Annotated in this window: 17 protein-coding genes and 3 pseudogenes; 7 read left to right on the top strand and 13 right to left on the bottom strand. The window is 53.3% G+C overall.

The window, feature by feature from the left end; translation table 11 throughout:
* Positions 1-4 precede the first annotated feature (4 nt).
* The 4 genes and pseudogenes from DI44_RS18560 to DI44_RS15050 form a co-directional block, all read right to left on the bottom strand.
* A pseudogene (locus DI44_RS18560) lies at positions 5-136 on the bottom strand (ABC transporter permease); the annotation flags it as partial.
* Between the two features lie 37 nt (positions 137-173).
* A pseudogene (locus tag DI44_RS15040) lies at positions 174-584 on the bottom strand (export ABC transporter ATP-binding protein); the annotation flags it as partial.
* On the bottom strand, positions 578-835 hold the full coding sequence (locus DI44_RS19340) for a histidine kinase (protein WP_223812679.1): 258 nt from the start codon (positions 833-835) through the stop codon (positions 578-580). The pseudogene DI44_RS15040 and the gene DI44_RS19340, both read right to left, overlap by 7 nt.
* Positions 836-1,285: 450 nt before the next feature.
* Positions 1,286-1,951 (bottom strand): response regulator transcription factor, encoded by a 666-nt coding sequence (locus DI44_RS15050; protein ID WP_021322039.1) that lies wholly within the window; start codon positions 1,949-1,951, stop codon positions 1,286-1,288.
* A gap of 131 nt (positions 1,952-2,082) precedes the next feature.
* Here DI44_RS15050 and DI44_RS15055 point away from each other — a divergent pair.
* Together DI44_RS15055 and DI44_RS15060 are read left to right on the top strand one after the other, a co-directional pair.
* A pseudogene (locus tag DI44_RS15055) lies at positions 2,083-2,295 on the top strand (ATP-binding protein); the annotation flags it as partial.
* Positions 2,296-2,359: 64 nt separating this feature from the next.
* On the top strand, positions 2,360-2,824 hold the full coding sequence (locus tag DI44_RS15060) for a DinB family protein (RefSeq protein ID WP_020278921.1): 465 nt from the start codon (positions 2,360-2,362) through the stop codon (positions 2,822-2,824).
* 110 nt (positions 2,825-2,934) lie between these two features.
* Here DI44_RS15060 and DI44_RS15065 read toward each other — a convergent pair whose 3' ends face one another.
* Positions 2,935-3,642: a DsbA family oxidoreductase gene (locus DI44_RS15065; RefSeq protein ID WP_011229712.1), complete on the bottom strand. Its 708-nt coding sequence runs from the start codon at positions 3,640-3,642 to the stop codon at positions 2,935-2,937.
* A gap of 141 nt (positions 3,643-3,783) precedes the next feature.
* Here DI44_RS15065 and DI44_RS15070 point away from each other — a divergent pair, with 141 nt between their 5' ends.
* Positions 3,784-4,185: a DoxX family protein gene (locus tag DI44_RS15070; RefSeq protein ID WP_011229711.1), complete on the top strand. Its 402-nt coding sequence runs from the start codon at positions 3,784-3,786 to the stop codon at positions 4,183-4,185.
* A gap of 104 nt (positions 4,186-4,289) precedes the next feature.
* On the opposite strand, the gene DI44_RS15075 is transcribed toward DI44_RS15070, so the two are convergent.
* The 5 genes from DI44_RS15075 to DI44_RS15095 all read right to left on the bottom strand — a co-directional run bounded on the left by DI44_RS15075 (position 4,290) and on the right by DI44_RS15095 (position 10,943).
* Positions 4,290-5,501: an iron-containing alcohol dehydrogenase gene (locus DI44_RS15075; RefSeq protein WP_011229710.1), complete on the bottom strand. Its 1,212-nt coding sequence runs from the start codon at positions 5,499-5,501 to the stop codon at positions 4,290-4,292.
* Positions 5,502-5,517: 16 nt separating this feature from the next.
* Entirely contained in the window at positions 5,518-7,059 is a 1,542-nt protein-coding gene (locus tag DI44_RS15080; protein ID WP_011229709.1) for an aldehyde dehydrogenase family protein, read from the bottom strand.
* A 37-nt stretch (positions 7,060-7,096) separates the two neighbouring features.
* Positions 7,097-7,351, bottom strand: coding sequence for a hypothetical protein (locus DI44_RS15085; RefSeq protein ID WP_011229708.1), 255 nt, complete (start codon positions 7,349-7,351; stop codon positions 7,097-7,099).
* Positions 7,352-7,738: 387 nt separating this feature from the next.
* Entirely contained in the window at positions 7,739-8,899 is a 1,161-nt protein-coding gene (locus DI44_RS15090; protein WP_011229707.1) for an acyl-CoA dehydrogenase family protein, read from the bottom strand.
* Positions 8,871-10,943, bottom strand: coding sequence for a sigma-54-dependent Fis family transcriptional regulator (locus DI44_RS15095; RefSeq protein WP_033024518.1), 2,073 nt, complete (start codon positions 10,941-10,943; stop codon positions 8,871-8,873). Before DI44_RS15095 ends, DI44_RS15090 begins: the two co-directional genes overlap by 29 nt.
* 697 nt (positions 10,944-11,640) lie before the next feature.
* Here DI44_RS15095 and DI44_RS15100 point away from each other — a divergent pair.
* From DI44_RS15100 to DI44_RS15115, 4 genes are all read left to right on the top strand, one after another.
* Positions 11,641-12,432: an ABC transporter ATP-binding protein gene (locus DI44_RS15100; protein ID WP_033024516.1), complete on the top strand. Its 792-nt coding sequence runs from the start codon at positions 11,641-11,643 to the stop codon at positions 12,430-12,432.
* Positions 12,433-12,438: 6 nt separating this feature from the next.
* Positions 12,439-13,365, top strand: a complete 927-nt coding sequence (locus tag DI44_RS15105; protein WP_021322045.1) for an iron-hydroxamate ABC transporter substrate-binding protein — start codon at positions 12,439-12,441, stop codon at positions 13,363-13,365.
* Positions 13,366-13,432: 67 nt separating this feature from the next.
* Positions 13,433-14,440, top strand: coding sequence for an iron ABC transporter permease (locus DI44_RS15110; RefSeq protein ID WP_011229702.1), 1,008 nt, complete (start codon positions 13,433-13,435; stop codon positions 14,438-14,440).
* The gene (locus tag DI44_RS15115; RefSeq protein WP_011229701.1) at positions 14,437-15,426 is read left to right on the top strand and encodes an iron ABC transporter permease; all 990 of its coding nucleotides are present in this window, start codon (positions 14,437-14,439) and stop codon (positions 15,424-15,426) included. Before DI44_RS15110 ends, DI44_RS15115 begins: the two co-directional genes overlap by 4 nt.
* A 198-nt stretch (positions 15,427-15,624) precedes the next feature.
* On the opposite strand, the gene DI44_RS15120 is transcribed toward DI44_RS15115, so the two are convergent.
* The 3 genes from DI44_RS15120 to DI44_RS15130 form a co-directional block, all read right to left on the bottom strand.
* Positions 15,625-16,233 carry a DedA family protein gene (locus tag DI44_RS15120; RefSeq protein ID WP_011229700.1) on the bottom strand — a complete coding sequence of 203 codons (609 nt, stop codon included), beginning with the start codon at positions 16,231-16,233 and terminating at the stop codon, positions 15,625-15,627.
* Between the two features lie 238 nt (positions 16,234-16,471).
* Positions 16,472-17,710, bottom strand: a complete 1,239-nt coding sequence (locus tag DI44_RS15125) for a Glu/Leu/Phe/Val dehydrogenase (protein ID WP_033024515.1) — start codon at positions 17,708-17,710, stop codon at positions 16,472-16,474.
* 26 nt (positions 17,711-17,736) lie between these two features.
* The gene (locus DI44_RS15130; RefSeq protein WP_033024514.1) at positions 17,737-18,936 is read right to left on the bottom strand and encodes an ornithine--oxo-acid transaminase; all 1,200 of its coding nucleotides are present in this window, start codon (positions 18,934-18,936) and stop codon (positions 17,737-17,739) included.
* Between the last annotated feature and the right edge of the window lie 98 nt (positions 18,937-19,034).

Genomic DNA, 19,034 nt, shown 5'->3' with positions numbered 1-19,034 from the left:
TCCAGTGAAACGTGTTGGAAAGGGCTGTTCCTAAGATGAACATCAGTACGATCGGAAACAGCAGCATAAAAAATAGCGTCCGGACATCACGAAAATCGCTTTTGATTTCCTTGGCTGCAATGCGAAAAATATTCAAAAGAAGCACCTCCCTCGCATGATGGCACTCCAAACAGCTAATCCCGCAAATTTCTCCCCGTCAGCGCCAGAAAGACCGTTTCCAAGTTCGGTGATTTGTCTTCAAGCGAACGGATTTCGACACCGTCATTGATCAGGCATTGCACAATTTCGTTTAAATTATTGACACTGATATCCGAACTGATTTTGATCATATTTTCTTCACATTGCACCGCCTTGACCCCGGGAATGTCTTGAAGATGCTGCTTGTTGAGCCGATCCATTCCCCTGATTTCCAGCCAAATATCTTTTGTATCGGTGATAATCGCTTCCAGCTGCTCCTTTGTCCCCTCTGCGATGATCTTTCCATGATCAATGATGGCGATCCGTGTGCAAATCTCCTCCACTTCCTCCATATAGTGGCTTGTATAAATGATCGTGCATCCCATCTCATTGAGCTTTTTCACCGATGTTCCATGCCTTCTTTGGAAATATGGATGGCGTTTTCCAACAGTTGTTTCGCCTTGTCGCGGTCCCCATCCATCAACCGTTTGGCCGCCTCCATCTGAATGAGCGCTCCAGCGAGCGAGTGGCCGATTTGGTCATGGATGCGCTGCGACAGACGGTTCCGTTCTTCCAACTGCAACGTATATTCCGACTGCTTGATGTATTGATGATATTCGCTGATCCTTCTTGTCAGCCGATGCAAATCGTTGCGCATTTGATCCAAACGATCTTCTTGTTGTTCCATCCGCTCGATGTGCCGCTTGACTGCCGTCACGCTGACAAAACTGAACAATGCCACAAAGCCGTATAATTTCCCCGCCGATGGATCAAGCCAAATCATCGGCGTCAACAACACCGCCCCGATCCCCCAAACTCGGTGGATATACACGGAGGCCAGCTCATACCCATTGAGAGGCAGCAACAACGCCCACAGCGGCTCCACAAAGGCGGCGGCTAGAACGAGAAGAACAACGGAACCAAACGCCGCTCCCCTTTTCCAACTCATATGGCGAACGATCAGGGCAAACAGCTGAAGACAAAAATAGATCAGAGAGACTAGAACAAAGCCCGCTCCCGTTCTCTGTTTCGATGAAATGTAATCGAATGCCGCATAGCCCCATACAATCAGCTTGTAAATGATCAGCAGCGATTCCATAACATCCCCTCAGCCGACTTTTCCCGTCAGATAATAAACGGCAATTTGCGTTCGATGTTGCAGTCCGGTTTTGTCCAAAATCGATGTGATGTAATTGGCCACCGTTCCCTCGGAGAGAAATAGCTGTTTGGCAATCTCTTTATTCGAAAGCCCCTTCGCAATGAGCGCCATAATGTCCAACTCTCGTTCCGTAAACAGGCTTTTATCGATTTTCGGGGCTGCTTCTGTTTCTTCTTTTAAGTTGGACTTAATTTTGTCCATCACAATCTCCTGCATCACCACTTGGCCGTGATAAACCGCTTTGATCGCTTCGCGGATTCGTTCCGGATCGGTATTTTTCAAAAAATATCCTTTTGCACCGTATTGAATGGCGTCTAGAATGTATTCATCATCATCAAACGTCGTCAAGATGAGCGGCTTTGTCTTCGTCTGCTCGCATAGAAGCTTTGTCGCTTCCACTCCATTCATGTTCGGCATGCGCACATCCAATAACGCGACATCAACTTCATGATGTCGACAATAGTCCACTGCCTCTTTCCCATCGCCTACAGTCGCGGCGACATCAAACTCGTCATACGTGCTTAAGATGATCCGCAGCCCTTCGCGGACAAAGGGATTGTCATCGGCGATGAGCACTTTTATGCGCGGAACATGGGACGAAGAGTGATGTTCCATCTTTACCCACCCCTTTTCATCATGACGCCTGTCCACTACCTCGCGTGCATGATTTTCATGATTTACTTTCATTGTAATGAATAAGGGGGATTTCTTCCATTGCCATTAAGGGAAATGAGCCAAAGCAAGAGGTTTCAGATACAGGCATCGGCATCGCGCCGGAGCATTTGCCTTTTTTGTTCGATCGATTTTACCGCACAGATGAAGCCAGAACGCGAAATCGCGGGGGAACCGGATTGGGTCTTGCCATTGCCAAAGAATTCGTATCGGCTCACGGCGGAACAATCGATGTCCATAGCACCCCTGGCCAAGGGACCACCTTTCGGGTCAAGCTTCCCCGCTGACGATAGAGAAGATGTTTATGGTAAAATGGAAAACAGAATTCCATAACTAGAAGGAGGAAGAGCCATGTCCCGCGCAAAAAAATGGGTGCAATATTTCCTTTCCCACCGCCATGTCACGATGGAACTGATCCACAAAATCGACGAAGCGCATTATGATTACAAACCGACGCCGACCTCGATGACAGCGAAGCAGCTGGCGACGCATATGCTGTTCAGCTTCTACAATTTCGCTAACACGGCAAAACACGGCGATCTATCGCTGTTCCGGCAAAAAATCGAGGAACCGGAGACGAATTTGGCCAAGCTGGCGGAAACGTATACGGAAAAGACGAGGCAGCTCATCGAATCGATGAGCGATGACGACTTCGACCGGACGCTTGATTTAACTGCCATCTTTGGCACGCAAATGTCCACAGTTCAGTTCCTGCAATTGGCAATGGACCATGAAATCCACCATAAAGGCCAGCTGTTCGTCTACGTCCGCGGCATGGGGCATACGGACTTGCCGCTGTTTGTGAAACGCGGTTAATCTTCCCCATTTTTGTTTCATCTAACTAAACGAGAAGCTTCTCCGTGAAAATAACAAAAAAAGCCGGCTAAGAAACCCCTAGCCGGCTTTTCCTTTTTGGTTGAGGCGATCTAGTCAATCGAGCAGCTTCCGTCTGCGCACATTCCGCCTTCACCCGCCAACGACCGCAACGGGGAAGCTTGTTGTTCTTCCTCCCATACTTTCTCTAGCGCCCGCCGGAACACGTCAACCGGCTGGGCCCCCGAAATCGCATACTTCCCATTCAGCACGAAAAACGGTACGCCGCGGACGCCCAACGCCGCTGCTTCTTCCTCGTCGCGGCGCACCTCTTCCGTATAACGACCACTTGCCAACACCTCCTCGGCTTCCGCCCGGTCAAGCCCGGTTGCTTCGGCGATCGCAAGCAGCACATCGCGGTCGCTGATTCGCTTTGACTCCGTGAAATACGCATAAAACAGCCGTTCCACCATTTCATTCAGCTTCCCTTTTTCCTTGGCATAATGAGCCAAACGGTGGGCGTCAAACGTATTCGTCGGCTTCATCGTCTCAAAGCGGAATGTCAATCCGACCGCTTCCGCCTGCCTGCCGACATCGGCATTGGCCCGCTTCGCTTCCTCGATTGAAATGCCGTATTTGTTAGCAATGATTTCGTGAATCGTCAATGGCGTTTCTTTTTTCGCATTCGGATCCAATTCAAAGCTGCGAAATACAACCTCAACATCTTCTCGGTGCGGAAACTGTTCAAGCGCCTGTTCCAAGCGACGTTTGCCGATATAGCAAAACGGGCAGACAAAATCGGACCATACTTCAATTTTCACGGCCATATCCTCCTCTACTTTTGACGCGCTTCCCCTCCATTGTAGCCCATTGCCGGTCGAATGGCTAACGAAAGGCATGGGGACGGACCCGCCCGCATACATTGTACTACCATGCTGTTGGGACAAGGAGGACAAAAACCGATGCATTCTCACGAACTAGGCGCCTTTCTATTGCGGATTGTCACCGGATTCATCTTTTTCGCCCATGGGTGGGTGAAATGGCAACGGGGGCTTGAGGCGGCAGCGGATTCGTTTGTTGCTATGGGCCTTCCCGGCTGGCTCGCCTACATCGTGACGATCATAGAGCTTGCTGGGGGCTGGGCGATGATGCTTGGCCTTGGCACACGCCCGATCGCCGCGGCATTTGCCGTCATCATGGTCGGGGCCATCGCCACGGCGAAAGTCGACGCCGGCTTGCTCGGCAACGGCCGGGAAACGGGCTATGAATTCAATCTCGCCTTGCTCGCTATGTCCGTATATTTGTGGCTGAACGGCAGCCGGCTTTGGTCGTTAGACACGGTTATCGGGCGGCCGCGGGGCTAAGTAGGCACAAAAACGGGTGTCCCTCACAGCGGGACACCTTTTTCTTGCTTAATAAGGCTGAATAAGACTGGACAAATCTTGTCCTTGCTTGTCGGTACGCTGCTTCATCCTTTTTCCACTGTCAGCTTGACGACGCGCTCGCCGATGGCCCGAATCAACTCCGGCGGCATCGGGAAACTGATCGCAGCCGGGTCAGATGCCACCGCTGGAATCGTCGCCGCGAATTGTTCTTCCGTCATCGGATAGTCGGCAAAATCAGCCGGCAGCCCGATGTCATCGCGCAATTGGCGAATTCGCTCAATGGACTTTACCAACAGCGCTTCATTGCCTTGACCGTGATCATAAATGCCAAGCGCTTGAGCCAACAGCTTCGCTTTCGGCAAATACAATTCCGGAATCGCTTCCATCACGACTGGCAAAAAGACGGCGTTCGCCAAGCCATGTGGAATGCGAAACATCGCTCCGTACGCATGGGCGAAATTGTGCACCGGAATGGCGTTTAACGCAAAGCTGAACGCGGTGATGCCAAGCAAGCTCGCATGCAGCATCTCCAAGCGGGCGCGGATGTCCCCGCCGTCACGAACCGCCTCCGGCAAGTAGTCACGAATCAAACGGATCGCCTGCAAGGCGCATGCATCGGTGAGCGCGGTCGCCATCGGCGAGGCGAGCGCTTCAATGGCATGGGTGAGCGCGTCCATGCCGGTAAACGCCGTCACCTTCGGGGGAAGCCCTACCGTTAAATCAGGATCCAAAACGGCCACATCAGCATTGATAAACGGATTGATGATGTTCGTTTTCAAGCGCAGCTCTTCATTATAAATGACTGCGATCGGCGATACTTCCGACCCCGTGCCGGCCGTCGTCGGGATGGCGATGTGCGGGATCGGCATGAATTGCGCTTGCGGGAACGACTCGTACCGCAGCCCGCCTGGAATCGCCTCTTTAATATCACGCAACCCTTTAAACAGGGCGTATTTCACCCCTTTGGCCGTATCGAGCACACTGCCGCCGCCGACCGCCAACAAGGCGTCAGCTCCGACAGCGCGCGCATAGCGCACCGCTTCATTGACGCATTCACTTTCCGCATCCTGGCGGATATCCAAAAAGATGCCGACAAGCTCTGGTCCGACTCCATGCGTCGTCAAGTCAAAGAGGCTCGCTACTTTTTCGACAACCCCAGCTTGCTCGAGCCCACGGTCAGAAAGCAATAGCACCCGTTTAGCGCCCAGCCCGCGAAACAAATCCGGCACGAGCGCTCGGGTGTTCGACCCGGTGTAAATTGCCGTGCGCAGCCAAAAGTTCGCTAACGTCGTCATGTTCCTTCATCCCCCTTTACTTTTTCATCATGGTGTGCAGGCGAGAAAACAGCACTTGATACCATTTCCGTTTCCCAAGCTCCGGCACCATTGATGTGTGCACATGCTTCAGCTGCGTGTAAGCATCAAGTGAATATTTGCCCATCTCGCGCCCGATGCCGCTTTGTTTGTAGCCGCCAAACGGCGCGTCATTGCGAAGCATATGCCAGTCATTGATCCAGACGACGCCAGCCTGCAGGCGCCCGGCGATGGCGTACGCCTTGTTGACGTCTCGCGTCCAGACGCCGGCCGCAAGCCCGTAGATCGTGTCGTTGGCCATCGTCACCGCTTCTTCCACGTCATGATAGCGGATGATCGACAACACTGGACCGAAAATCTCTTCTTGAGCGATTTTCATGTCATTCGTGACATTCGAAAAAATCGTCGGCGCGACAAAATGGCCGCCTTCACAGCCGGGCACTTCGACTTCATGACCTCCGCATACAATGGTCGCACCTTCTTGCTTGCCGGCTTCAATATAGGAGAGCACTGTCTCTTTTTGCCGCTTGGAGATAACCGGCCCGACGTCGGTCGCCGGATCGAGCGGATGGCCGATTTGCAGCGTCTTCGTCAGGGCGACAAGCCGCTCGACCACTTCATCATGGAGCCGGTCAGGCACAAACAGCCTTGTTCCCGATTCGCACAACTGACCAGAGTGCAAAAAGACGCCAAACAAACTGCCGGGAACGGCAAGGTCCAAATCGGCATCTTCGAGCAAAATGTTCGGCGACTTGCCGCCAAGCTCAAGCGTAACGTTTTTCACCGTTTCCGCCGCCAACGCCATAATGCGGCGGCCGACTTCCGTCGAACCGGTGAACGCCACCTTGTCCACTTGCGGATGGCGGACAAGCGCCTCCCCGACATCGGCGCCGGGACCAGCCACCACGTTGATGACCCCCGGCGGCACGAAGGACGAAATGATTTCCGCCAGCTTCAGTGTCGACAGCGGTGTATAGCTCGCCGGTTTCACGACGATCGTATTGCCCGCTGCCAGCGCCGGGGCGATTTTCCACGACGCGATCATGAGCGGCAAGTTCCATGGTGTGATCGCCGCGCAAACCCCGATCGGCTCGCGCCAAACAAAGTTATGCGCCGGTCCGGGAAACGGCGGAATCGGCAGTGTTTCCGAAAACGGGTACTCTTGGACGATGTTTGCCATCGTTTGGAATAGATCGACCGTCTGCAAAATATCGATCGAGCTGATGCGCCGGATCGTCCCTCCGCTTGAGATTGCTTCCAAATAGGCGAGCTCTTGAGCGTTGGCGGCAATGGCTTGGGCGATCGCATTCAGCACGCGCGCCCGTTCTTTCGGTTTCATCGCCTTCCAATCGGTCTCGTCAAACGCCTTGCGCGCCGCCTTCACCGCCCGGTCAACATCATCCGCTGTCGCCTTCGCGACAGTCGCCACCACCTCTCCGGTCGCCGGATTGTATACGTGAAACGTTTCCCCGCTCGTTGCCGGCTGCCATTGGCCGTCAATGAAGAGTGGAAAATGATGCACTTGCACATGAGTGGTCATGACGATTTCTCCCTTCCTTGTTTTCGACTCTCAACCTCTAGCCAACGTTTTCGCTTTCCTCAAGACCGAACAGCTCGTCAAACGGTTTCTCCTGCGCTTTTTTCAACACTTCCATCCTCGTTGCCAGTTGGCGAGCGGTGAAATTCATGATATCGGCATGGTGGTCGGGTCCGAAAATCGAATCGTGGGCCGCTGCTTCCAACCGCTTTGCCTTTTGGTAAAGCCGAAACGGGAACGAATCCTCCTGCAGCCCGCGGCTGCCTGTTGTGACCAACGGCTCGGCACGACGCACGCTCACCACTCCTTTTCCATTTTTCTTGAAATGTCGGCTGGTGTTGTACTTCTGGATAGATGAACGCGGGGACAACCAATCAATGTAAAGGCTTACAAATAGGCTGTTGCGACAATAGGCGGGTTGCTGGCAAAAAGGCAGGTTGTAAAAATGACCAAAATGTTATGAATAGTCAATCATTTCCCTCATTCTAGCAACCTTCCCTTTCTTTCGTCAACAAAAAGCGAATGACATTTTCCGACAATAACGCTAAAAAAACAGAGGGGGTCACAACAGCATCGAGACCTCCTCTGCCACGGCCGTATATCCGCATCGAGCTGATTTGTTATTCAATCTCTCGCACTCCTCTTGAAAGCCAGCACCTCGTTAGGACAGCACCTACTCCGGTCATGCCCGCACTTTTCCGTATTCTTTCCGCAGTTCGCTCGCAATGATGTTGCGCTGGATTTCCGAGGTACCTTCGTAAATTTTCGTAATGCGGGCATCGCGGAAGTAACGTTCGATCGGGTAGTCTTTCATGTAGCCGAGGCCGCCGTGGATTTGCACGGCCATGTCAGCGATTTTGTTGTACACTTCCGAACCGAACAGCTTGGCGATGGCCGCTTCTTTGACGACGCGCATCTTTTGGTCGACCATCCAGGCGACGCGGTAGACGGTCGAACGCAGCACTTCGATCAACATGCTCATTTCCGCCAGCATATGCTGGATCGCTTGCTGCTCGATAATCGGCTTGCCGAACTGTTCACGCTGTTCGGCGTATTCCATGCAGTATTCCAAGAGGCGGATGCACGAGCCGAGGTTGCGCGCGGCAAGACCAGCACGGCCGTTCGCTAAAATCTTCAAGGCGTTGACATACCCTTCGCCTTCTCTCCCGAGCACGTTTTCGGCCGGCACTTCCAAGTTGTCAAAAAACAGCTCAGCCGAATGCGATCCGCGCAGCCCCATTTTCCGCTCGACTTTTCCGACGATAAAGCCGGGAAAATCTTTTTCTACGATAAAGGACGTGATGCCTTTCGGGCCTTTCGACGGATCGGTGACTGCCATGACGGTAAACACATGGGCGTCGACAGCGTTCGTAATATAATGTTTCGAGCCGTTAATGATGTAGCGGTCGCCTTTGCGGACGGCGGTCGTTTTGATCGCAGCGGCGTTTGATCCGGCGCTGGGCTCAGTGAGAGCAAAAGCGCCGATCCATTCGCCCGTCGCCATCTTTGGCAAATAGCGCTGCTTTTGTTCTTCCGTGCCGAGCTCAACGATGCCGACGGTGCCGATGCCGGTATGGGCGCCGATTAACGTCGTATAGCCGTTATGCGTTTTGCCGAGCTCTTCGTAAATGGCGCATTTGCCGACCATTGACAAACCGAGGCCTCCGTACTCTTCCGGAATGCTTAATCCAAACAGCCCCATTTCTTTCGACTTTTCAATGATATCTTGCGGAATCTGGTCATTTTCCTCAATATCCATCGCCACCGGTTCGACAACTTCTCTCACAAATTTGCGGACGTTTTCTTTTAAAAATTCAATCTCGGCTGGCAGCGTGAAATCCATCTTCTTCCCCTCCCCATGATTGAATTCCATATTTTTGCGCCTTGCGCACGAGTGTCGACGCATCGACACCAAGCAGTTTCGCAGCCCGCCGATACGTCTTCGCCTTGTGAAGCGCCTTGATGATCAGCTGGCGCTCGACGTCCGCCACCGCTTGTTTGAGCGGAACGACCTCGCTGACTGACACCGGATCGGCAGCCGTCGGCGGCTCAAGATGAAGCCATTTCGCCACGTGATCTTCGTCGACGACGGGCGCGGCAGACGTTACAAACATGCGCTCAATGGCGTTGACGAGCTCGCGGACGTTGCCAGGCCAATGGTAGTCCATCATCATCGCAAGCGCCCTGTCGGTGAACACGAGCTGTTTTTGATACTTTTTAGCAAACCGCTTTCGGTAATGGTCAACCAAGAGCGGAATATCTTCTTTCCGGTCGCGCAGCGGCGGAATGGCAATCGGCATCACGTTCAGCCGGTAAAACAAATCAGCGCGAAACCGCCCAGCGGCAACAAGCTCCTCAAGCGGCTTGTTCGTCGCGGCGATGACACGCACATCGATCCGCTTCGGCGCCTCCGCCCCCAACCTCATGATTTCCATCGACTGCAACACGCGAAGGAGCTTCACTTGCAGGTGAAGCGGAATTTCACTGATTTCATCGAGAAAAATCGTCCCGCCATCCGCCTGCTCGAAATAGCCTTTTTTCCCTTTCTTCGCCGCTCCGGTGAACGCCCCCGGCTCGTAGCCGAACAGTTCAGACTCCATCAACGTCTCGGGGATCGCCCCGCAATTCACTTTCACAAACGGTCGGGCGCGGCGGGCGCTTTGTTTCCAAATGTAGTTCGCCAATTCCTCTTTCCCGGTGCCCGACTCTCCGGTCAACAACAACGTCACATCGACAGCCGCCGCTTGGCGGGCGATATTGACAACATGCGCCATCGCTGGAGCGCGATAAATGAGATGATCTTCTTCCTGACGGCCCAACATATGAAGGAGCCGTTTCGTCTCCTCCAGTTCCGAGCGCAGCTGTTCCATCTCAGTCATATCTTTGACGTAGAGAACAACCCGCTCTGCCCGCCCATCTTCCTCGATGATCGGCACCGCGGAAACGATCCAAATATTTCCTGTTTCCGTCCCCTGATGAAGCATCGAACAGGGCTGACGTCCATCAAGCGCCTGTCGAACGACCCGGTCAAGCGGAGCGGTCACCCGCTCTTGCTCCGTTCCTAGAAACAGCGCATCCCATTTTTTGTTTCGCCGCGTGATCATTCCACTGCGGTCCGTGATAGCGATGCCGTCGCTGGATGCCTCCATCACCGTTTGCAATTCATTGACGATGCGCTTGACGGTCTCAAGTTCGTTGGAGATAAATTCAATCTCGGAAATGTCTTGAAACACCCCGACCGCCCCAACGACCTTCCCCTCGTCGATAATTGGCGAGCGGTTTGTAATATAGACGCGCTTGCCGACGCGGTATTTTTCCGTATGCCCTTTGCCGGTGCGCACGACCTCGAGCAAGCCAGACGGGATCACGACATCGGTCAAAAACTTGCCGATGGCTTCTTCTTTCGTCGTCCGCGCCATTTTCTCAGCCGGTGGATTGATCGATGTAATCCGTCCTTTTGCATCGATCGATAAAATGCCGTTATGGGCGGCGTTGAAAATGGCATCCAAATGTTTTAAGCGGAGTTGTGCCACCTTCGCATATGCCGTCAAATGCTGCTCTTTCGTCAACACACCGACAAGGCGTCCGCTCTCATCGACAACGGGCCGGAGCGGACCGCCGCCAAACTCGATCACTTCCACACGGTCGTGAATGGAAAGCGGCGGCAGCGACGGGCGCATCACCTCACGCACAGTTGTTTTCCCTTGGACAAGACCGAACAACACGTCTTTGACCGCCACCACGCCGACGATTTCCTCACTGCAACGGCATACGACCATCCCATCAAGTCCATATTCAACGAATGTCCGAGCCGCTTCATCAAGGGAATCGCTTTCAAAAATTACTGCCTTTGCCTTCACCATGATGTCTCCGACCATCATTGCCATTTCCTCTCCCACCGTTCCGCCTTATTTTCTACTCAAGCAATTTTTGTGCCAAAAAAGTTCCCGCTATTCAGAAAAAACAAACCCCTAGAAGGCTGGTGAAAAACAACGAATTCGCTCGGTTTGTGAGAAATCGTAAGGAAGGAGGTTATGGTGTTGCAAGGTTTTTCAATTTGAGAAACACTGTTGGAGAGCAGCATTTCCCCTTAAATCACCAACCTTCTAAAATTCATCTTACTTGATCGCTTGTTGCCAAACAACAACATATTGTTGCAATCTCGCAACAACAGTTCTGCCGTTATTCAGCTAAAAAATGTTGTTATTTCGCAACACTCATTAGTCACTTCTTTGCAACTATATAGATGCAACAAAGAAGTTTAACATATCCTTGACAGAAAAGTGGTTTGCCCATTTTCGACTGTCGAAGGCAAGCGTGTGGCTTGCCTCCGTCACGCCTTAGCGTGACGGAAGACCGAACAACGACTCGCTTCACAGACCCATTCATGGGTCTGGAAGCGGCGTTGTTCGGTCACTCGACAGTCGGATGCAATGACCGGCAAAGACGAAAAATGTTAAAGCTTTAAATTGCATCTATATAAAATTGATTCCCATTTTCAAAAAATCATTGTTTTTTTCATTGGATGCGCTATAATAATATTGATATTGATTATCATTTTTTGATCCGGAAGGAGGTGGCCTCATGGTCCGCCTATACGCCGAGGAGTTGACCGTCCGCTACGATGACCGGACGATTTTCGAACGCTTGTCCGTCCGCATTCCCGACCGACAAATCACAGCCATTATTGGACCAAACGGATGCGGAAAATCGACGCTGCTCAAGACGTTGACGCGCATCATTTCCCCGCAGTCCGGCGCCGTCATTTTGGACGGCCGGGCCATTTCGCAACAGCCAACGAAAGAACTGGCGAAAAAAATAGCTATTTTGCCGCAGACGCCGGAAGCGACAAGCGGATTGACCGTCGCTGAGCTCGTCTCGTACGGCCGCTTCCCTTATCAAAGAGGATGGGGCCGCCTAACGAAACAAGATTACGAAGCAATCGACTGGGCGCTTGCCGTAACGAAAACAGCCGATTTGAAACACCGGCCGGTTGACGCCCTCTCCGGCGGACAGCGGCAGCGCGTCTGGATCGCCATGTCGCTCGCTCAAGAGACGGACATCATCTTTTTGGACGAACCGACGACGTATTTGGACATCGCCCACCAGCTCGAGGTGCTCGAGCTGCTTGAACGGCTGAACAAAGAAGAAGGGCGGACAATTGTGATGGTGCTCCATGACATTAACCAAGCGGCGCGGTTTTCCGACTATGTGATCGCCATGAAGGCGGGCACGATCGTCAAAGCCGGGCCGAGCGAAGACGTCATTTGCCGCGATGTGCTTCGCGACGTGTTTGGCATTGACGCTGACATCGGCCGCGACCCGCGGACGAACAAACCGATTTGCTTCACTTATCAACTGCTTAGGGAGGCTTGATTCGTCATGAGGAAAACATGGCTTTCCTTGTTGCTTCTTTTGGCGCTTGTGCTAAGCGCCTGCGGCAACGCGGCGGACGACAACAAGAACAGCAGCGCTTCACCAAAAGAAAAAAAGCCGGAAACGATTACATACCAATCGGAAAACGGACCGGTGGAAGTACCGGCTGATCCAAAACGCGTCGTCGTCTTATCGACGTTTGCTGGGCATGTGCTGGCCTTGGACGTCCCCATTGTTGGCGTGGATTCGTGGTCGAAAATGAGCCCGCTTTTTCAAGAAAAACTGAAAGATGCCGAAGTCGTGACCGATGAAGACATTGAAAAAATTATGGCGTTAAAACCGGACTTAATTATCGGATTATCCAATACGAAAAACGTCGATAAATTAAGCAAAATCGCCCCGACCGTCACGTTTACATACGGAAAGGTCGATTATTTAACACAGTTTCTAGAGATTGGTAAACTGTTAAATAAAGAAAAAGAAGCGAAAGCATGGATTGACGACTTCAAACAACGGGCGCAACAAGCCGGGGAAGAAATCCGGGCGAAAATTGGCGAAAACGCAACGGTCACCGTAGCCGAAAACTTTGATAAGCAGCTGTATGTGTTCGGCAACAATTGGGCGCGCGGCACAGAAATTTTGTATCAAGAAATGAAGCTGAAAATGCCAAAAGCGGTCGAAGAGCAGGCGCTCAAACCGGGCTACTATGCCGTTTCCCTTGAAGCGCTGCCGCAGTTTGTCGGCGATTACCTCATCTTAAGCAAAAACGGCGACGGCGATACATCGTTTATGGAAACGAACACGTTTAAAAACATCCCTGCTGTCAAAAACGGCCGTATGTTCGTCGCTGATGCCAAGGCGTTTTATTTCAATGACCCGATTACGTTAGACTACCAGCTCGATTTCTTTAAAAAGCATTTTTTAGGCCAATAATGACGAGACGGGGCGTTCACGGACAGTGAATGTCCCGTCCTTTCTTGTGAAAAGGAGGAAACCGCCGATGGAAGCAAACCGCCGGCTATGGCCGTTTCGTTATACGTTTCTCTTCTCTCTTATCCTGCTGATGGCCATCTGGTTCGGATCCATGGCCATCGGCGTCGCTGATACGACATGGAGTGACGTATGGCGCGCGCTCTTTTCCGATGAACAAGGTAAACAACTGGACTTGATTCGCGAGCTCCGTTTGCCTCGGGAAACCGCGGCGGCCTTTGTCGGCGCCGGACTCGCCGTCGCTGGGGCGATCATGCAAGGAATGACACGCAACCCGCTTGCTGACCCAGGACTGCTCGGCTTAACCGCTGGAGCGAACGCAGCGTTGGCCATAACGATGGCCTTTTTTCCTTCCGCCCATTATCTCGCAATCACCATCGCCTGTTTGCTTGGGGCGGCTGTGGGAGCAGGGACGGTCTTTGGCATCGGCGCCGCCCGCAAAGGCGGCTTTTCTCCATTGCGCATCGTCCTAGCCGGCTCGGCGGTCTCAGCGCTTTTGTTTGCCGTCGCTGAAGGAGTTGGCCTTTATTTTCATATTTCCAAAGACGTTTCGATGTGGACATCGGGCGGGGTAGCCGGAACGTCGTGGAAACAGCTGTCAGTCATCATTCCGCTCATCGTGATCGGGCTCGCCATTGCCGTATGGTATTCGCGGCAGCTGACGATTCTTAGCTTGAGCGAAGACGTCGCCGTTGGCGTCGGACAAAAAACAACAGCCGTCAAAACGTGGCTGTTTTCCGCTGTGTTTTTATTAACAGGAGCATCGGTCGCCATCGCCGGCAACATCACCTTCATCGGCTTGATGATCCCTCATCTTGTGCGCGCAATCGCCGGCGCCGATTACCGATTTATCATCCCGCTGTCGGCCACGGTCGGCGCGACCGGCATGATCGTCGCTGATACGGCGGCCCGCACGGTCAATGCCCCATTTGAAACGCCAGTGGCAGCCATCGTTGCGGTGATCGGCTTGCCGTTTTTCCTGTTTGTCGTGCGGAAAAAAGGGAGGGGCTTTGAATGAGAATGCGCATCACAGCAGTGTTAGGCATGCTTTTGTTGCTTATTGCCGCAACAGCCGCCATCGCGTTGGGCACCGGCGAAGCGCCGCTCTCGTACGGACGCATCGCGCCGACACTGTTCGGCTACGGTTCGATGCAAGAAGCGTTTATTTTGTTTTCTCTCCGCCTGCCGCGCATCGTGATTACGTTGCTCGCCGGGATGGCGCTCGCCTTGTCGGGAGCGATGCTGCAAGGCACCACCCGAAATGAGCTCGCCGATCCGGGCATATTGGGCATCAACGCCGGTGCCGGCGCAGGCGTCGCTATATTCTTTTTATTTTTCCCGATTGAAGCCGGGACGTTCCTTTATGCTCTGCCGCTCGTCGCCTTAGTGGGAGCACTGTTGACGGCGGCGGCCATGTACGCCGTTTCCTACCATCAAACAACCGGGCTGCAGCCGGTATCGTTCGTCCTGACCGGGATCGGGTTTTCGATGGCGCTCTCCGGGCTCATGATCATCCTCATTTCCGCCGCGGACCGAACGAAAGTCGACTTTATCGCCAGATGGCTTTCCGGAAACATTTGGGGCGATGATTGGCCGTTTGTTTGGGCGATGCTGCCGTGGCTTGTCATCGGTGCATTGATCGGTCTATATCGGGCGAAACGGCTAAACCTTTTGCATTTAGGCGATCCGGTCGCCATCGGCGTCGGCGTTCATGTTCGCCGCGAGCGGCTCGTACTGATGGCGACAGCGGTCGCCGTCGCTGCAGCGGCCGTCGCTGTAACCGGGGGCATCTCTTTTATCGGCTTAATGGCGCCGCACATCGCCAAAATGATCATCGGCCCGCGCCATGAGCGGGCCATTCCGGCAGCGATGCTCATCGGCGGCTGGCTGCTGCTTGCCGCTGACACGATCGGGCGAAACGTTCTCGCCGAACCGCTTCCGGCCGGAGTTGTTGTGTCATTCATCGGTGCACCATACTTCATTTATTTGTTATTGAAGCGTTGAACCTTTTGATGGCCATGAGACGGATCAAGGATGGCGGATAAGCTCGTTCAACTGCCTTCATCTTCATCTCTCTACTCCCGTTTCACTTTGAAACGGGAATTTTTCCGTTTGCGATGCGAAAAGGGCTGGCTCCAAGACCGAAAAACAGCCTTGGGCGCGCAGCCCTTTTTGGCAAAACCATTCCTTAAAATGCCGGAATTAAGAAGCCCGGCGCCGCTTCCAAAAGCGGACAGCTCCAATCAAAATGATCGCAGCAATAATGACATACACCACTTCGGCGTACATCCCAATCACTTCGGATACTTTCCCCCACGACTCACCGAGCGCCGCCCCGATCGAGATTAAAATCGTATTCCAAATGAGCGTGCCCAGCACCGACAGCCAGACAAACAGCCCTATATTCATCTTCGCCATGCCCGCCGGGATGGAAATCAAGCTGCGTACAAGCGGAACCATGCGCCCGAAAAAAACGGCCCACACCCCATAGCGGTGAAACGTCAGGTTCGCCTTGGCGATGTCTTCCGGCTTCACCCGCAGCCATCCGCCCCAACGGTCAACGATCCGCTCGAGCCGCTCAACCGACAACAGCCGGCCGATGCCGTACAGCACCAATGCCCCGGCAACCGAACCGGCGGTCGCCGCCGCAATAACGCCAGGCACCGTCAAAGACGTGTACGTCGTCATAAACCCGCCAAACGGCAAAATGACTTCCGACGGAATCGGCGGAAAGATATTTTCCAGCGCGATCATAAAAAAAATGCCGATATAGCCAAATTGCTCCATAAAATCAGTGATCCACGCCTGCATGGCGCCATTCTCTCCCTTCCGCACGGCTCATTGTATGTACGCATGTCTCTTTCCTCATAATGTATGTATATGATATGGTAGTACAAAAAAAGATCCTTTGCAAAAAAGAAAAGCAGCTTGCTTTCGCTCTCCCTTCGATATCACCGGCTTCATCGGCGTCTCGCAAACGAAAGGCCGCCCACCCCCAAGCAGATGAGGATGGACGGCACGCCCCCCCTAGCAACAACTTTTTCCGTGATTATACCCAACCGCGGTAGCGAGCTGCTTCTGCTGTTTGACGCAGCCCGATCATGTACGCCGCCATGCGCATATCCACACGGCGCGATTCCGCCAATTCATAGACGCGATGAAACGCGCTCGTCAATTTCTCTTTCAACTTCTCGACAATTTCCTCTTCCGTCCAATAATAGCCTTGGTTGTTTTGCACCCATTCAAAATAGGAAACAGTCACCCCGCCAGCGCTCGCCAGCACATCAGGCACCAATAGCACACCCCGCTCCGTCAAGATTTTGGTCGCTTCCAGCGTCGTCGGGCCGTTGGCCGCCTCGACCACAATTTTAGCGCGAATATTCGCGGCATTGTCACGCGTAATTTGATTCGCTACCGCGGCCGGAACTAAAATATCACACTCTTTTTCCAGCAGCTCTTGATTGGTGATGACATTCTCAAACAGCGTTGTCACCGTGCCAAAACTGTCGCGGCGATCCAACAAATACGGAATATCCAGTCCGTTCGGGTCATACAACGCGCCATACGCATCGGAAATGCCAATGACGCGAGCTCCAGCTTCATGCAAAAACTTGGCCAAAAAGCTGCCTGCATTGCCGAATCCTTGAATAATGACCCGCGCCCCCTGCAACTCGATTCCCGCTTTTTTCGCTGCTTCTTCGATGCAAATCGTGACACCGAGCGCCGTCGCTTTTTCCCGACCTTGGGAGCCGCCGAGCACAAGCGGCTTGCCGGTGATAAAGCCAGGGGAATCAAATTCGCGGATGCGGCTATATTCATCCATCATCCACGCCATAATTTGCGAGTTGGTAAACACGTCCGGCGCAGGGATATCTTTGGATGGCCCCACGATCTGACTGATCGCCCGCACATAGCCGCGGCTGAGCCGCTCCAGCTCACCCATCGACATGTTCCGCGGGTCGCAGACGATGCCACCTTTGCCGCCGCCATACGGCAAACCGACAATTCCGGCTTTGATCGTCATCCACATCGACAGCGCCTTGACTTCTTCCTCGGTGACATCTGGATGAAAACGAATGCCTCCCTTGGTCGGCCCTACGGCATCGCTATGCTGGGCGCGGTAGCCGGTAAACACTTTCACCGTTCCGTCATCCATACGGACGGGAATGCGTACGGTAAGGACGCGCAATGGTTCTTTGAGCAGCTCATACATCTCCTCGCCGTAGCCGAGTTTGGCCAGCGCCTCTTTGATCACGCGCTGGGTGGAGAGAAACATATTTTCTTCCATCGTCTCATTCGCCTCTTTGACTCGATTTATGGACGGGACAAGACATTCGCAATCCGTTCGAACGCCCAATCCAATTCCTCTTTCGTAATGATGAGCGGCGGTGCGAAGCGAATGACCGTCTCATGCGTTTCCTTGCAAAGCAATCCTTGCTCTTTCAGCGCCTCACAGTACGGACGCGCCGGCACATGCAGCTCAACGCCGATAAATAAGCCGCGGCCGCGGATCTCTTTAATATCGTCGTTTCGGATTTGTTTTAGTTTCGAAAGGAAGTATTCGCCAAGCTCAAGCGAACGCTCCGCTAGACGCTCTTCTTCAATCACTTCGAGCGCCGCGATCGACACCGCACATGCAAGCGGATTGCCGCCAAACGTCGATCCGTGCGAGCCGGGTTCAAACACCGACAAAATGTCGCGGTTGGCGACGACGCAGGAAATCGGGAACACCCCGCCGCCCAACGCTTTCCCTAAAATATACATATCAGGCACGACATCTTCCCAGTCGCAGGCAAATAACTTTCCTGTTCGCCCCAACCCCGTTTGAATTTCATCAGCGATGAACAACACGTTGTTTTCCTTGCACACGTCATACGCGGCTTTTAAAAAGCCTTGCGGTGGAATGCGGATGCCGGCTTCCCCTTGGATCGGTTCGACAAGAAACGCCGCCGTATTCGATGTAATCGCCGCTTTCAACGCTTCGATGTCGCCGTACGGGATGATTTTCACTCCGGGCAAAAGCGGCCCAAAACCGCGTTTATAGGCCGGTTCGGACGACAAGGACACCGCGGCGAGCGTCCGGCCGTGGAAGTTTCCTTCACAAACGATGATTTCGGCTTGGTTGTCCGGGACGCCTTTGACGTCATACGCCCAGCGGCGCGCCGCCTTGAGCGCCGTTTCCACCGCCTCGGCGCCCGTGTTCATCGGCAGCACCATCTCTTTTTTCGTCAACCGGCACACTTTTTCGTACCACGGGCCGAGCTGGTCGTTATGGAACGCGCGCGATGTGAGCGTCACCCGATCGGCTTGCTTTTTCAACGCTTCAATAATCTTCGGATGGCGATGGCCTTGGTTGACAGCGGAATAAGCGCTTAACATGTCCATATAGCGGTTGCCCTCTGGGTCTTTCACCCATACCCCTTCCGCTTCCGAAATGACAATCGGCAATGGATGATAATTTCGTGCTCCATATCGTTCCGTTTGTTCGATGAGCTGTTGCGATTTTGTCGTCATCAAAATCCCCCTTTTTTTCCTCACTCTCCACCTTCACGGACAACGTTTGCCTTCATCCGACGATTGACGGACCAACGTTCCATTACAGGAAAAGGGCG

Source organism: Geobacillus sp. CAMR5420 (assembly GCF_000691465.1).
In the GTDB taxonomy this organism is placed as follows: Bacteria; Bacillota; Bacilli; order Bacillales; family Anoxybacillaceae; genus Geobacillus; species Geobacillus thermoleovorans.
Note: the sequence above shows the minus strand (reverse complement) of the source record. Positions and strands in the feature narration are given on the sequence as shown.

Bases quoted from the DNA above. Each gene is read 5' to 3' on its own strand.
- DI44_RS15115 (WP_011229701.1), top strand. From the start codon at position 14,437: ATGAGAATGCGCATCACAGCAGTGTTAGGCATGCTTTTGTTGCTTATT.
- DI44_RS15070 (WP_011229711.1), top strand. From the start codon at position 3,784: ATGCATTCTCACGAACTAGGCGCCTTTCTATTGCGGATTGTCACCGGA.
- DI44_RS15100 (WP_033024516.1), top strand. From the start codon at position 11,641: ATGGTCCGCCTATACGCCGAGGAGTTGACCGTCCGCTACGATGACCGG.
- DI44_RS15050 (WP_021322039.1), bottom strand. From the start codon at position 1,951: ATGGAACATCACTCTTCGTCCCATGTTCCGCGCATAAAAGTGCTCATC.
- DI44_RS15095 (WP_033024518.1), bottom strand. From the start codon at position 10,943: ATGGCAATGATGGTCGGAGACATCATGGTGAAGGCAAAGGCAGTAATT.
- DI44_RS15120 (WP_011229700.1), bottom strand. From the start codon at position 16,233: ATGCAGGCGTGGATCACTGATTTTATGGAGCAATTTGGCTATATCGGC.
- DI44_RS15105 (WP_021322045.1), top strand. From the start codon at position 12,439: ATGAGGAAAACATGGCTTTCCTTGTTGCTTCTTTTGGCGCTTGTGCTA.
- DI44_RS15080 (WP_011229709.1), bottom strand. From the start codon at position 7,059: ATGACCACTCATGTGCAAGTGCATCATTTTCCACTCTTCATTGACGGC.
- DI44_RS15075 (WP_011229710.1), bottom strand. From the start codon at position 5,501: ATGACGACGTTAGCGAACTTTTGGCTGCGCACGGCAATTTACACCGGG.
- DI44_RS15110 (WP_011229702.1), top strand. From the start codon at position 13,433: ATGGAAGCAAACCGCCGGCTATGGCCGTTTCGTTATACGTTTCTCTTC.
- DI44_RS15060 (WP_020278921.1), top strand. From the start codon at position 2,360: ATGTCCCGCGCAAAAAAATGGGTGCAATATTTCCTTTCCCACCGCCAT.
- DI44_RS15090 (WP_011229707.1), bottom strand. From the start codon at position 8,899: ATGGATTTCACGCTGCCAGCCGAGATTGAATTTTTAAAAGAAAACGTC.
- DI44_RS15130 (WP_033024514.1), bottom strand. From the start codon at position 18,936: ATGACGACAAAATCGCAACAGCTCATCGAACAAACGGAACGATATGGA.
- DI44_RS19340 (WP_223812679.1), bottom strand. From the start codon at position 835: ATGCGCAACGATTTGCATCGGCTGACAAGAAGGATCAGCGAATATCAT.
- DI44_RS15125 (WP_033024515.1), bottom strand. From the start codon at position 17,710: ATGGAAGAAAATATGTTTCTCTCCACCCAGCGCGTGATCAAAGAGGCG.